The organism is Pantoea sp. GD03673 (genome assembly GCF_029844725.1).
Taxonomy (GTDB): Bacteria; Pseudomonadota; Gammaproteobacteria; order Enterobacterales; family Enterobacteriaceae; genus Pantoea.
This window is the reverse complement of sequence record NZ_JAOCKJ010000014.1, coordinates 1-13,539: the sequence shown is the minus strand read 5'-3', so window position 1 is coordinate 13,539 and position 13,539 is coordinate 1. Positions and strand designations below refer to the sequence as shown.

Annotated in this window: 11 protein-coding genes; 4 read left to right on the top strand and 7 right to left on the bottom strand. The window is 57.3% G+C overall.

What is annotated here, in order from left to right; translation table 11 throughout:
* Window positions 1-134 precede the first annotated feature (134 nt).
* Both degP and dgt read right to left on the bottom strand, forming a co-directional pair.
* Window positions 135-1,580 carry a serine endoprotease DegP gene (degP, locus tag N5J69_RS20225; RefSeq protein ID WP_279772422.1) on the bottom strand — a complete coding sequence of 482 codons (1,446 nt, stop codon included), beginning with the start codon at window positions 1,578-1,580 and terminating at the stop codon, window positions 135-137.
* A 134-nt stretch (window positions 1,581-1,714) separates the two neighbouring features.
* A complete protein-coding gene (dgt, locus tag N5J69_RS20220; RefSeq protein WP_279772421.1) occupies window positions 1,715-3,205 on the bottom strand; it encodes a dGTPase in 1,491 nt (496 codons plus the stop codon).
* Window positions 3,206-3,297: 92 nt separating this feature from the next.
* Between dgt and mtnN the strand changes: the two genes are divergently transcribed.
* The 3 genes from mtnN to N5J69_RS20205 all read left to right on the top strand — a co-directional run bounded on the left by mtnN (window position 3,298) and on the right by N5J69_RS20205 (window position 5,158).
* Window positions 3,298-3,996, top strand: coding sequence for a 5'-methylthioadenosine/S-adenosylhomocysteine nucleosidase (gene mtnN, locus N5J69_RS20215; protein WP_279772420.1), 699 nt, complete (start codon window positions 3,298-3,300; stop codon window positions 3,994-3,996).
* Window positions 3,989-4,783 carry a vitamin B12 ABC transporter substrate-binding protein BtuF gene (gene btuF, locus N5J69_RS20210; protein ID WP_279772419.1) on the top strand — a complete coding sequence of 265 codons (795 nt, stop codon included), beginning with the start codon at window positions 3,989-3,991 and terminating at the stop codon, window positions 4,781-4,783. The genes mtnN and btuF overlap by 8 nt, the downstream gene beginning before the upstream one ends.
* 123 nt (window positions 4,784-4,906) lie before the next feature.
* Entirely contained in the window at window positions 4,907-5,158 is a 252-nt protein-coding gene (locus tag N5J69_RS20205) for a hypothetical protein (protein WP_279772418.1), read from the top strand.
* Window positions 5,159-5,188: 30 nt separating this feature from the next.
* Here the strand turns inward: N5J69_RS20205 and erpA are convergent, their stop codons facing one another.
* Entirely contained in the window at window positions 5,189-5,536 is a 348-nt protein-coding gene (gene erpA / locus N5J69_RS20200) for an iron-sulfur cluster insertion protein ErpA (RefSeq protein ID WP_010254064.1), read from the bottom strand.
* A 203-nt stretch (window positions 5,537-5,739) separates the two neighbouring features.
* Between erpA and hemL the strand changes: the two genes are divergently transcribed.
* Window positions 5,740-7,020 carry a glutamate-1-semialdehyde 2,1-aminomutase gene (hemL, locus tag N5J69_RS20195; RefSeq protein ID WP_279772416.1) on the top strand — a complete coding sequence of 427 codons (1,281 nt, stop codon included), beginning with the start codon at window positions 5,740-5,742 and terminating at the stop codon, window positions 7,018-7,020.
* A gap of 329 nt (window positions 7,021-7,349) precedes the next feature.
* Here hemL and fhuB read toward each other — a convergent pair whose 3' ends face one another.
* From fhuB to fhuA, 4 genes are read right to left on the bottom strand one after another with little or no spacing between them, the layout of a single operon-like run.
* Window positions 7,350-9,329, bottom strand: a complete 1,980-nt coding sequence (fhuB, locus tag N5J69_RS20190; RefSeq protein WP_279772415.1) for a Fe(3+)-hydroxamate ABC transporter permease FhuB — start codon at window positions 9,327-9,329, stop codon at window positions 7,350-7,352.
* Window positions 9,329-10,207, bottom strand: coding sequence for a Fe(3+)-hydroxamate ABC transporter substrate-binding protein FhuD (gene fhuD / locus N5J69_RS20185; protein WP_279772414.1), 879 nt, complete (start codon window positions 10,205-10,207; stop codon window positions 9,329-9,331). The genes fhuB and fhuD overlap by 1 nt, the downstream gene beginning before the upstream one ends.
* Window positions 10,208-10,217: 10 nt before the next feature.
* The gene (gene fhuC, locus N5J69_RS20180; RefSeq protein WP_279772413.1) at window positions 10,218-11,012 is read right to left on the bottom strand and encodes a Fe3+-hydroxamate ABC transporter ATP-binding protein FhuC; all 795 of its coding nucleotides are present in this window, start codon (window positions 11,010-11,012) and stop codon (window positions 10,218-10,220) included.
* 39 nt (window positions 11,013-11,051) lie between these two features.
* Window positions 11,052-13,253: a ferrichrome porin FhuA gene (gene fhuA, locus N5J69_RS20175; RefSeq protein WP_279772412.1), complete on the bottom strand. Its 2,202-nt coding sequence runs from the start codon at window positions 13,251-13,253 to the stop codon at window positions 11,052-11,054.
* Between the last annotated feature and the right edge of the window lie 286 nt (window positions 13,254-13,539).

The window sequence follows — 13,539 nt, the reverse complement described above, 5'->3', positions numbered from 1 at the left end:
GCAGAACATTGTGCATTTGCACAGAGCCAGGCGGTCATTTGCCGAATTTGCGGTAAGCATCACACTCTGGCGCGGCAAAAAGCGGACATAAAAAAGGCGGACCGCAGTCCGCCTCTTCGTCAGTTGCCGCGCATTTACTGCATCAGCAGATAGATGCTGCTGTCGCCGCGCTTCACATTCAGCGCCAGGACGGACGGTTTGGTATCGAGGACTTTGCGCAGTTCCCCCAGATTGGTCACCACCTGCTGGTTAACGCCTTGGATCACATCGCCTTTTTTCAGTCCGATACGCGCCGCCGCACTGCCTGGTTTCACGTTATCAACACGTACACCTTTAGTACCTGATTCGATATTGCTGAGATCGGCCCCTTCGATGCCGTTGTAGATGGTTGCGGACTGCACTTTCGCCTGGCTGCTCTGCTGCAACTGAACAGAGACATCAACCGGTTTGCCGTCACGCAGCAGGCCCAGTTTCAGGGTGGTGCCAACCGGCAGTGAACCGACTTCCGCACGCAGCGACGCAAAGCTGCTCAGCGGTTTGCCGTTCATGGAGACAATTACGTCACCCGCTTTGATACCCGCTTTGGCGGCAGCAGAGTCTGGCAGCACCTGGCTGACAAAGGCTCCACGCTGTGCGTCAACCTTCATCGCTTTTGCCAGCTCGGAGTTCAGTTCCGTACCCTGCACACCCAGCTCGCCGCGTTTAACCTGGCCAAACTCAACCATCTGCGCCGTCAGGTTTTTCACCATGTTGCTGGGGATCGCAAAGCCGATACCGATGTTGCCGCCATCCGGTGCCAGAATGGCGGTGTTAATCCCAATCAGTTCACCGTTGAGGTTAACCAGCGCACCACCGGAATTGCCCCGGTTAATCGCCGCATCCGTCTGGATAAAGTTTTCGTAGTTTTCCACGTTCAGGCCGCTGCGTCCCAGCGCCGAGACGATACCAGAGGTCACCGTTTCACCCAGTCCATACGGGTTACCGATTGCAACGGTGTAGTCACCGACGCGCAGATTGTCAGAGTCAGCGATTTTCACGGCGGTCAGATTTTTGGCGTCCTGCAGCTGAATCAGCGCAATATCAGAGCTGGGATCTTTACCAATCACTTTCGCGTCATAGCGACGACCATCGCTGAGCTGTACCTGAATTTTGGTGGCATTATTCACCACGTGATTGTTGGTCACCACGTAGCCTTTTTCGGCGTTAATGATCACGCCCGATCCCAGCGCACGGAATTTCTCCTGCTGGGTATCAGGGCCTGGCGCACCGCCGTTACCGCCTGCACCGTCACCGCTCTGGCACATCGGTGAACCCTGGAACGGGGAACCGTCCTGGCAAAATGGCGAATTGTCACCGAAGAATTGCTGAAACTGCTGCGGCATACGTGGGGTTTTTACTGTGGTCGTGCCCTCAACGCTGATACTGACCACAGACGGCATTACCTTCTCCAGCATCGGTGCCAGGCTTGGTAGTTGCTGGCTCTCGGAAGAGGCCGTTTGCGCAGCAGAAACAGTAACAGGGGCGAGCGCCATGCTCAGGCTCAAAGCCAGTGCACTTAACACTAAGGTCTTTTTTTTCATTTTTCGTTTCTCAATAAGATTACTGTTCAGACCATTGCTGTGGTCGAAAGGTGAGATAAAAGTTTTAGCGCGAAGTTCCTTTAAAAGTTTAAGCCAAAGGTAAAAATTTATTCGCGCTCTTTACAATCGGCGGCTTATTCTACTGCCATCAGTCGCCGGTACTCATCCCAGGCGTAGAGATCGGTCATCCCGCTGATATAATCCTGAATAAGCCGGAAGCGATAATAACGTTCCCATAACAGCCGCTGGTATTTATGCTCAACCACCAGATTACGCATCTTATGCAAATAGGCTTTACGGTGTTTACCGGAGAGTTTATGGAAAAGACGGGTTTCGATCGGGTGCTGACGCAGGAAATCTTCATTTATCAGCGTGGTAAAGGCTTCATAATTGAGGCGCATCAGCGGCTGATAGATCTCCAGCAGGCCTTTAATCACCCGGTATCCCTGCAACTCCAGCTGTTCAACTTCAGAGTGGTTAAAGACCTGCTGGCGCGCAACGGTCTTAAACAGCTGCAGTAAGCGGCCCTCTTCACCCTCATCTTCCAGTAGCGCGTGGTTAAAACGTCCATCGAATATAGCAGGCAAATTATCAACAAAACGTTTCACCGCGTAACTGACTAACACGCTCTGAACATTTACGCGTAATGACATAAAAAATTGATCGCTACGGCTTCGACGTTTTTTACTGCAGGCTTCACGCCAGGCTTCGCCAATAGTCCGGCTGAAAGCGTCGTTATTTTTAACAGGCCCCCAGGCTTTATTAAGAAATTCAAACAAACTCTCAACATTAAAGATATCTTTTTCTACAGCGTCGTCTAAATCAGCAATACAATAGGAGATATCATCCGCGGCTTCCATTATATAGGTGAGCGGAAAACGGTGGTGTTCTTCCATGTGCGTCGCCGCACGCAGGTCGGCAATATAATCCTGCTCGGAGAGATAAAACCCGGGTTTCTTCATCAGAACGCTAAACTCAGCGGGCTTTTCACCCTGCCACCAGGCGGGTGCGGTATATTTCAGGATGCAGGCAACCTGCGAGTAACTGAGATTGAGTTGCAGCAGGGTGTGCACCATACGAATGGCCTGCGCGTTGCCCTCAAAATGACAGAGATCCTGACGGATCATGGCATTAAGCTGATCGAAGGCTTTACGCTGCGCCTCCCCTTCAACACCCGCTACCAGTGGATCGACCAGTTCGGCCGCAAGGTTTTCTTCAAACCAGTCGTTAATGGCAGCCTCGCCAAAATGACCAAACGGCGGATTACCCACGTCATGCAGCAGACACGCCATTTCAATCAGGCTTTCAAACGCGCCTTCCAGCTCCTCCAGACCATACTGCGCCAGTCCGCCCTGCATCTTCAGGGTTTGCAGAATCTCTTTCGTGATGTAGCGCCCGGTCTGCTGCACTTCCAGCGAGTGCGTCAGGCGGGAGCGAACAGCGGCGTTGCGCTCCAGCGGAAAGACCTGGGTTTTCTGCTGCAAACGCCGGATGGCGGCGGAGTTGATAATCCGTCCACGATCGCTCTCAAAATGGCGGGTAATGTAATATTCGCCTTCCGGATCTTTTCGACTGTTATAAGGGCGCGAGAAGCTGATCTTCTTCCTGAAATTGATCGCCGACATGAGTTACCCCTGACTTTTTCGTGAATTAATCCCCTGAATGGCATGGTAGACTATGCCCTAAATTTTGATTCTTTACATTAGCGGAACTCACTATGAAAGCAGGCATTATTGGCGCGATGGAGCAGGAAGTCACACTGCTGCGCGACAAAATTGAAAACCGTCAAACGCTGTCGCTGGCGGGTTGTGAAATCTATACCGGCACCCTGCAGGGCGTTGAGGTGGCACTGCTGAAATCGGGCATTGGTAAAACCTCTGCCGCGCTGGGTACGACCCTGCTGCTGCAGCTCTGCAAGCCGGATGTGGTGATCAACACCGGATCGGCGGGCGGTTTAGCGCCATCACTGAGCGTCGGTGATATCGTGGTGTCTGAAGAAGTGCGTTATCACGATGCAGACGTCACGGCCTTTGGTTATGAGCCGGGTCAGATGGCGGGTTGTCCGGCCGCGTTTGTGGCAGACAGCAACCTTATCGCGGCGGCAGAAGCCTGCATCAAACAGCTGGACCTGAATGCTGTCCGGGGTCTGGTGGTGAGCGGCGATGCCTTTATCAATGGTGCCGAACCGCTGGCACGCATTCGCAGTCAGTTCCCGCAGGCAATTGCCGTTGAGATGGAAGCGACCGCTATTGGTCACGTCTGTCATCAGTTCCAGGTGCCGTTTGTGGTCGTCCGCGCAATTTCTGACGTGGCCGATAAGCAGTCTCACCTCAGCTTTGATGAGTTCTTAAGCGTGGCGGCGAAGCAATCTTCGCTGATGGTGGAGAACCTGCTGGCGCATCTGGCGCGTGGCTAAAACGCTGCTGTTCTGCTGGCTGCTGCTGTTAAGCAGCAGCCTGCTCTCTTCCCCGCCCCGTGTTATCACCCTTGCCCCCCATCTGACCGAACTCGCCTTTGCTGCCGGGATTACACCGATTGCAGTCAGTGCGTGGTCTGACTATCCGCCGCAGGCGAAACAGATTGAGCAGGTCGCCAACTGGCAGGGCATCAAGGCCGAACGCATTCTGCAGCTTAAACCGGATCTGGTTTTAGCCTGGCGCGGCGGTAATCCGCAGCGGCAGATTGATCAGTTGCAGCAGCTCGGCGTACCGGTTAAATGGATTGATCCGCAGACGCTGGATGAGATGTTCACAGCGCTGGCCGATCTGGGCCGCTGGAGTCCCAGTCCGGATCAGGCTAGCCGTGCCGCCCGCGCGTTACGGCAGCAGGAAGCTGCACTGCGTCAGCGCTATACTCACCTGACTGCGGTTCCGCTTTTTTTGCAGTTTGGTCAGCAGCCGCTGTTTACGGCCGCCAGAGCCACGCTGCAGAATGACATTATTACATTATGTGGTGGCAGGAATATCTTTGCTGACAGTCGCGTCAGCTGGCCACAGGTCAGTCGTGAACAGGTGCTGATGCGGCATCCACAGGCCGTGGTGACAGCGGGCAGTGCCCGGCAGGCAGACAATATCCGTGACTTCTGGCGGCCACAACTTACGGTGCCCGTGATCGCCATTAACGAGGACTGGCTGAGCCGGCCTGGCCCGCGACTGCTGCTGGCCGCGCAACAGCTTTGTGTGGCCCTGCATCCCGATCAATAAATCGGCGAATTGATTAAAGTCACTACGCTTTTTGCCGTTAATCAATACCAGAGACGAGCCGGCCACGTATGCTTGCCGTCCTTTTAGCGCCACGGCGCTTTTTTAAACACCAGGAACCTTCATATGACCAGAGCACTGCTGCTGGCCATAGGGCTATCGATCGCTGGATCGGCTGTTGCAGGATCGATAAACGGCTCTATAGGCGCCAGGCTTGTCATCTATTCACGCTGTGAAATCAACACGGCTAACGGTCAGCCCGCGCCGCAGATCAATTGCGGCAGGCAGGCAAGCGCGCAGCCACGCGTGACCCAGAGTCCGATTCAGTCGCAGGGAAGAGTGAAGCAAAGTAACCGGCTGGTCACAATAGAGTGGTAAACGAGGCCGTCGCGATGACGGCCTTCGTCATCAGATGCTGAAGGAAGAGCCACAGCCACAGGTGGTTTTGGCGTTCGGGTTGGTCACGATAAAGCGTGAGCCTTCCAGACCTTCGGTGTAATCCACTGAACCGCCCACCAGATATTGCAGGCTCATTGGGTCAACCACCAGCGAGACGCCCTGCTTTTCAATCGTCATGTCCCCATCGTTCATCTGATCGTCAAAGGTGAAGCCGTACTGGAAACCACTGCAACCGCCACCAGTGATATAGACGCGAAGTTTCAGCGCCGGATTCTCTTCGTCGGCAATCAGGTTTTTGACCTTTGTGGCTGCGGCGTCGGTAAACTGCAACGGCAGTGCTACTACTTCATCACTCATGTTTTACTCCGGTAAACGTCCAGGTCAGAAAACGACCTTAATTAAGCTATTATCAGCCAGCACCTCAGCGCAATCAAGCTCTGCCCTTCGCACTCTGTGCCGCTTTCACCTCCATTAAGGGCGCTGCGGGTGAATCCGCCTTTCGTCTGCTGCCCCTCTTCCGTAGAATGGCGCAATATTTTTCTGAACCGCTGGAGCCGAAAATGAGTAAGTCCGAACAACTGTTTGCCGAGGCACAACGCCTGATTCCGGGTGGGGTAAACTCGCCAGTACGCGCATTTACCGGTGTGGGCGGCGTTCCGCTGTTTATTGAACACGCTGATGGCGCGTATCTCTATGACGCCGATGGCAAAGCCTATATCGACTATGTTGGCTCATGGGGTCCGATGGTGCTGGGTCATAACAACGCGGCGATCCGTAATGCGGTCATCGAAGCCGCCCAGCGCGGCCTGAGCTTTGGCGCACCGACCGAGATGGAAGTGACGATGGCGCAGCTGGTGTGTGAGCTGATGCCGGGCATGGAGATGGTGCGAATGGTTAACTCCGGCACCGAAGCAACCATGAGCGCTATCCGTCTGGCACGTGGCTTTACCGGCCGCGATAAAATCATCAAGTTTGAAGGCTGCTATCACGGCCACGCTGACCATCTGCTGGTGAAAGCGGGTTCCGGTGCTCTGACGCTGGGTCAGCCAAACTCACCGGGCGTACCGGCAGATTTCGCTAAACATACCCTGACCTGTACCTTTAACGATACGGACTCGGTGCGCAGCGCCTTTGAGCAGTATCCTGACGACATCGCCGCGATCATCGTTGAGCCGGTCGCCGGTAACATGAACTGCATTCCACCGCAGCCAGACTTCCTGCCAGGCCTGCGTGCGCTCTGTGATGAGTTCGGCGCACTGCTGATTATTGATGAAGTGATGACCGGTTTCCGCGTCGCGCTGGGCGGCGCACAGGCCCACTACAACGTGCGTCCTGATCTGACCTGCCTTGGAAAAATTATCGGTGGCGGGATGCCGGTTGGTGCGTTCGGTGGCCGTCGCGACGTGATGGCGGCGCTGGCCCCGACCGGTCCGGTTTATCAGGCGGGCACGCTCTCTGGTAACCCGATTGCTATGGCGGCAGGTTTTGCCTGTCTGACGCAGATCGCCCAGCCGGGCACTCACGAAAAACTGGATGCCCTGACCCGCCAGCTGGCAGAAGGCCTGCGTGATGCGGCGAAACAGCACGCTATCCCGCTGGTGATAAACCATGTGGGCGGGATGTTCGGCCTGTTCTTCACCGATGCCGACAGCGTGACCTGTTACGCGGACGTGACCCGCTGCGATGTGGATCGCTTTAAAACCTTCTTCCATCTGATGCTGGAAGAAGGCGTTTACTTTGCGCCATCAGCCTATGAAGCGGGCTTTATGTCCCTGGCACACAGCGAAGAGGATATTCAGCGCACTGTCGACGCCGCGCGTCGTTGTTTCGCGAAGCTCTGATTTCGGCAGCGTTAGAGATAAAGACCGGCAGCAGCCGGTCCGGAATTTCACAGCAACATAAAACTCAACGCGCAGGGAACACGGGCAGAGGTGGAAAGCGGCCCGCGCCTGGGACAAAAACGCCGGGAGCGTTTTTGAACAACGCAAAGCGTTGGCCCGGCTACGGGCGCACCTCAGGGATGAGGTGCGTAATCGCGCGGGCCGAGCGTGTCAGGGACTGGCCTTAGCGTCTTTCCGATCTGACCGTGTTCCCTTCGCAGGCTCAGCCTCACAGCCAATCGGGCCAGACGTTGTTAATCATCTCAGACCGGCTTGCGCCGGTCTTTTTTTTAACCTGAACGCCGCAGCAGCCAGATAAAGTAAGGCGCACCTAAAAACGTCGCCATCAGCCCGGCCGGGATTTGATCCGGGAACGCCAGCATCCGTCCGCACCAGTCGGCCATAACCATTAATCCCGCACCCAGTAATCCCGACAGCACCAGTTGCGGCAGTGCCCGCCGGAATCCCAGCATCCGCGCCATGTGCGGAGCCATCAGCCCGACAAAGCTCAGTGGGCCGATCGTCAGTGTGGCGCTGGCCGTCAGCGCGGCCGCCAGCAGCAGCAGGCTAAGTCGCACCGGCGTTAAGGCGATTCCGGCTGAGCGTGCGGTGGCACTTCCCAATGGCAGCAGCGTCAGCCAGCGACTGGCCAGCGGTGCCAGCGAAACCAGCAGCAGCGCACAGACAGCGCTCTGAATTGCCTGGCTGCTGCTGATGTTATAGGTCGACCCGGATATCCAGCTCAGTAACCCGCCCATACGCGGATCGCCGCTGGCCAGCAGCAGCATCAGCAGAGTGACAAAGGCGCTGTTGAGCGCCATGCCCGCCAGCAGCATCCGCTCCGGCGAAAAACCGCCGCGACTGGCGACAGCCATAATGACCAGCAGCGTCAGCGCTGCTCCCATCGCACCGGCGGGCAGCAGCCATGCCAGCGCATCGCCCGGCACAAAGAACATCATGACGACCACGCCACAGGCGGCACCGGAACTGATGCCCAGCACTTCCGGGCTGGCCATGGGATTGCCGGTCAGCCGCTGAATAAGACTCCCCGCCACGCCCAGCATCAGGCCGGTCACCAGCGCGGCCAGCACACGGGGTGCACGCCACGGCAGCAGCGACTGCAGCATCTCGCCTGCGGACCCGGTCCAGCCCTGTGCATCACGACCCAGTGCCAGCGCCCCCCACGTCAGCAGCCCCAGAACAGCAAGACCGAATAGCGACCAGTGCAGCAGGTTCTGTCGCTCGGCGGGCACAGTGTCACCCTGATTAAGCGCGGGCGGCACCGAACCGGTACGCAGTCGCGGCAGCAGCCACAGCAGAATCGGTACGCCAAGCAGCGCCGTGGCCGTGCCGGTCGGAATGTCGCGCCAGTGGGCGCTGAGCCACAAAACAGTGCTGTCAGCCAGCCACAGCAGTAGCGCACCCGTCAGCGGTGCCAGCAGCATCCGGCTGATGAGCCGTCGTCCACCCAGCAGTTTCGCCAGCAGCGGCGCAAACAGCCCGATAAAGCCGATAATTCCGGCAACATTCACCAGCTGTGCGCTAAGCAGGATTGCCAGCCCGAGGCCCCCGAGACGCGCCACAGAGAGCGCCAGCCCCAGATTTTTAGCGACCCCCTCATCCAGCCCCATTAGCGTCAGCGGACGCAGCAGCGCCAGCGCCAGCACAAACGCCAGCAGCAGGCGCGGCCAGAGCTGTTGCACATTGTCCCAGCTCATCTGATTCAGCGCGCCGGTGCTCCACAGAAACATGTTCTGCAGCTGATCGTGATTGAAGATGGCGAAGATTTGATTGACCGCACCGCTGTAGAAGCTCAGTACCAGTCCGGCCAGAATCAGCGTCACCGGCGACAGACGTTTGCTCCAGGCCACGCCGAATACCAGCGCAGCCACCAGCAGCGCCCCGCTGAGTGCGGCAAACTGCTGTGTCAGCGCCCCGCCCGGCAGATGCCACAGCGTCGCCACGGTAATCCCCAGCTGTGCGCCGGAGGAGACGCCCAGCGTGGTCGGCTCTGCCAGCGGGTTGCGCAATATCTGCTGAAACAGCAGGCCCGCTAACCCCAGTCCAGCCCCCACCAGCAGCGCCAGTACGGTGCGTGGCAGCAGGCTGTAGTGGAACACCATCTGCTGCAGGCTATCGGTTGCCGGTGACCAGAGTGCCTGCCACCATTCAGCCTGTGGCAGCGCCTGGTGCAGATTAACCAGCGTCAGGCTGAGTGCGAGCAGAAACAGCAGGCTGAGGAGGCCTGCGGGAAACAGAGCATGGCGCATCAGTGCGTCTCCAGCGCGCGTTCCAGCACGCGAACAAAGTGCAGCGCCGAGAGCGTAGCACCGTAATACCAGACCGCCGGGACGCGCTGAAAGCGTCCGGCGCGTACAAACGGCATGGCCTGCCACAGCGGACTGCGCATCAGCTGTTGCATCTCCACGTCGTTGTCGTGATCAAAACAGAGGACATCCACATCCCCGGCCTGCGCCAGTTGCTCAATGCCAATCACGGCACTGCCCCAGAAACTGGTTTCACCCTGCCAGCCATTTTTCAGGCCCAGCAGGGTCATCACTTCCAGGAACAGGCTGTTTTTACCGAAGGTAATGGCGTGACGGCTGTCGAGCAGCGTCATCAGCAGTATCGTGCGTCCGGCATAAGGAGCCAGACGCTGGCGCGCCGCCGCCAGCTCCGCATCGACCTCGCGCAGATGCTGCTCCGCCCGATCGCTTAACCCAAGACGTGCCGCCAGCTGACGCAGCGATGCGCGTGCAGCGGTGAAGGGTTTTCCGTCGCCGTTGTGAAGGTCGAAGCCCATGATCGGCGCGATACGCGTCAGTTTCTCTTTAGACGGGCCATAGCCGTTGGAGCAGAGGATTAGCGACGGCTGCATTTGCGCCATCAGCTCAAGATTGGGTTCAGTGCGCAGACCGACATCGATCACGCCCGCAGGTAGCGGCGGCTCTCCTACCCAGATGTTGTAGTTGTGCAAATCGGCCACACCCCAGGGCGTGATGCCCAGGGCTATCAGCAGTTCGGTGGGGAGCCACTCCAGGGCAATAATCCGGCCCGGATTTGGTGTGGCAGCACGCAGGGGAAGCGCGCAAAACAGCGGTGAGGCCGCCAGCGCCAGCAACAGCCGGCGGCGATAAAGATCGGGCATCATCCTTTCCTTAACAGACAAAACTGACCGGCGCGCCGCCCTGCGGGTGCGGTAAAATGCCCATCGGAATGCCGTAAATTGCACCCAGCACCTCAGGCTGCATAATTGCCCCGGCGTCACCTTCAGCAATCATCGCGCCCTGACGCAGTGCCACGAGATGATCGCAGTAGCGTGCCGCCATATTGATATCATGCAGCACCGCAATCACGGTCAGGCCGCGCTGCTGGCTCAGATCTTTTATCAGCGCCAGCACCTCAACCTGATGAGCAATATCCAGCGCCGAGGTCGGTTCATCCAGCAGCAGACAGCGGCTGTTTTGCGCCACCATCATCGCCAGCCAGGCGCGCTGACGCTCACCGCCCGACAGGCTATCCACCAGCCGCCCGGCAAAGGGTTTAAGCCCCACCTGCGCAATCGCATCCTCTACCCGGTCACGATCTTCCTGACCAAAGCGTCCCAGCGCCCCGTGCCAGGGATAGCGGCCAATTGCCACCAGCTCACGCACCGTCATCCCTTCGGCTGCCGGTAACTGCTGCGGGAGATAGGCCACCTCGCGGGCAAAGGCTTTACTGTTCCAGCGTCCGACCGGCTGCTGATTTAACAGCACCTCTCCCCTGCTGGCTGCATGATGACGGCCCAGCATTTTTAACAGCGTGGATTTGCCGGAGCCGTTGTGACCAATCAGCGCGGTCATTTTGCCTGGTGGAAAGGTCAGCGAAAGTGGCTGGAGGAGGGTTCGGCCGGGTACCTCAAAACTGGCGTTATCCAGCGTAAAGGTGGCCTCTTCTGCGTGCGAATGCGGCATGGTTATCCCTGTGAACGGGCGCCGAAGCGCCCGGTTAAATCAGAATCTGAAGGTCGCGGTGCCAACAATCTGGCGCTCCGCACCCCAGTAGCAGGCGTATTCACGGTAACAGCTGGCGACATATTCACGGTCGAACAGGTTGTTAACGTTAACGCCCACCGACGAGCCTGGCAGACCGAACCGGCCCAGATCATATTTCAGCGCCGCATCCACCGTGGTGTAACCGGCCACTTTAAAGTTCTGGTTCTGCTCAGTACCGGTGCTGTAAAGCCCCTGGCTTTCCCCGACATAACGCACACCTGCACCCAGCGTCACGCCCGACAGCGCCGTCTCGTGGAAGGTGTAGTCGCTCCACAGTGAGGCCATGTGCTTCGGCACCTGCACCGGCGTTTTGCCTTTAAGCAGGGTGTCTTCGGTATATTCTGCATCGGTGTAGGTGTAAGAAGCCGTCAGATTGACATTGGCATTCAGCGCCGCTTTGGCTTCCAGCTCAACGCCGCGCGACCGGATTTCACCGCTCTGCACGCTGAAGAGAGCTCTGCCTGGATTAGGATCGGCAGTCAGGTTTTTAGTTTTCGTCAGCTGATAAAGCGCAGCGGTGAGCACCACCGGACGATCTTTCGGTACATATTTTACGCCCGCTTCATATTGCTTAGCGCGCGACGGATCAAATGCCTTACCTTCAAAGGTTGAACCGGCATTCGGAATAAAGGCTTCGCTGTAGCTGAAGTAAGGCGCGATGCCGTTATCAAACACATAGTTCAGACCACCGCGCCACGTGAATGCCTGGTCGTTCTGGCTATCAACATTGTCCGTCCCCCGGTCATAAACGGAGGTCATGGCGTAGTCGTAGCGGCCACCCAGCGTCAGCACCCAACGGTTCCACTCCATCTGATCCTGCGTGTAGAGGCCGGTCTGACGCTGCTTGTTGAGACGTTGATAAGGGCCATATGACGTCACGCTATCATCGCCATATTGCGGATTAACGGCATTCAGGCTGGAAGCTGAGCCAAACTGTGCATCAATATCATTACGGGTCCGCTGATAATCCACACCCAGCAGCAGCGTATGATCCACCAGGCCAGTGGCAAATTTCGCCTGCGCCTGTGTATCCACCGTAAACTGATTCAGCGTCTCTTTGGAGGCTGCTGAACCCCGGGTAATCTCCTGCGTCGTTGCGTCGAAACCATTGCCATAAATGCTGCGGTAGTCGGTGCGCAGATCGGCATAGCGCAGGTTCTGACGCAGCGTCCAGGTGTCGTCTAAACTGTGCTCGACGTTGTAGCCCACCATTTTGGTGGTGCGGGAGATTTTATTGCTCTGCTCGCCTTCATCGAAGTTGGTCGGCAGTTTGTACTGGCTGCCATCGGCACGGGTAATCGGCACCACGGTGCCCTGACGCGGGAGCCAGCCGTAATAGCCGGTTTCCGGCTCGTTCTGGAAATAGGTCAGCAGGTCAATGCGGGTGCGATCGTCGGGACGCCAGCTGAATGACGGGGCGAGGGTATAGCGCTTCTCTTTGTTCATGGCCTGCTGCGCATCCTGACTGCGCGCCTGGCCGGTCAGACGGTAGCTGTAAACGCCGTCATCATCCAGCGCACCGCCAAAGTCAAAGCCGGTCGAGAAGAGGTTATCGTTCCCCATCTGGAACTGGACTTCACGCAGGGTCTCCTGGGTTGGACGCTTGCTCACCAGTGCGACCACGCCGCCCGGATTGCTTTTACCGTAGAGCACTGACACCGGCCCGCGCAGCAGTTCGGCGCGCTCCAGGAAGTACGGGTCAATGGCAAACTCAGAGTAGTTATCTCCCTGCAGTTTCAGCCCATCCAGATACTGGTTGGTGTTGGTTTCGCTGAAGCCGCGAATCGACAACGCATCAATCACGTCTGAGCTGCCACGGTTACCGGTCAGTACGCCAGGCGTGTAGTTAAACGCCCCTTTCACACTGGTGACGTTACGCATCTCCATCTCTTCACGGGTGACCACGGAGACAGACTGCGGATTTTTTTCAATCGGCGTGTCAGTTTTGGTGCCGGTGGCGCTGCGTTTCGCTGCCACGGTCGGTGCCGGACCCCAGGCGCTTTCCGCCTCGACGCCGCTGCCGCCATCCGCCGAGACCACCATGGTCTCCGTCTGCGCAGCGTAAAGCGAGGTGCTCAGGCTCAGTGAAATCATGACGCCCAGAAGCGGCCGGGAAAATTGTTTTTTGGTGTTGTCTGCAAAAGTCGTTCGCGCATTCATAAAAGGTGTCTCTTAAAATAGGCTCAGGCAAGCGAATCGAAACGATAATGATTATTATAACGGGTCAGATAATATGCGAACTTCAGCGACCACTGCAAGCAGAAATCCCAGCAGTGACGCCGTTTGCAGGGCAGTTTACCCGTACTGAGCAGAAACAAAAAAAGGGCGCCAAAGCGCCCTTTTTAACCTGTCTGTGACCCGTCCTGAATAGCGTTGACACATTTTCCCGCGATTTACAGGAGAATGTGATGAAACAGTATGTTAAACGTACACAACGCGACTACTC

Coding starts and splice junctions, on each gene's coding strand:
- dgt (WP_279772421.1), bottom strand. CDS start 3,205: ATGTCGGCGATCAATTTCAGGAAGAAGATCAGCTTCTCGCGCCCTTAT.
- mtnN (WP_279772420.1), top strand. CDS start 3,298: ATGAAAGCAGGCATTATTGGCGCGATGGAGCAGGAAGTCACACTGCTG.
- hemL (WP_279772416.1), top strand. CDS start 5,740: ATGAGTAAGTCCGAACAACTGTTTGCCGAGGCACAACGCCTGATTCCG.
- fhuD (WP_279772414.1), bottom strand. CDS start 10,207: ATGCCCGATCTTTATCGCCGCCGGCTGTTGCTGGCGCTGGCGGCCTCA.
- erpA (WP_010254064.1), bottom strand. CDS start 5,536: ATGAGTGATGAAGTAGTAGCACTGCCGTTGCAGTTTACCGACGCCGCA.
- fhuA (WP_279772412.1), bottom strand. CDS start 13,253: ATGAATGCGCGAACGACTTTTGCAGACAACACCAAAAAACAATTTTCC.
- N5J69_RS20205 (WP_279772418.1), top strand. CDS start 4,907: ATGACCAGAGCACTGCTGCTGGCCATAGGGCTATCGATCGCTGGATCG.
- fhuC (WP_279772413.1), bottom strand. CDS start 11,012: ATGCCGCATTCGCACGCAGAAGAGGCCACCTTTACGCTGGATAACGCC.
- fhuB (WP_279772415.1), bottom strand. CDS start 9,329: ATGCGCCATGCTCTGTTTCCCGCAGGCCTCCTCAGCCTGCTGTTTCTG.
- degP (WP_279772422.1), bottom strand. CDS start 1,580: ATGAAAAAAAAGACCTTAGTGTTAAGTGCACTGGCTTTGAGCCTGAGC.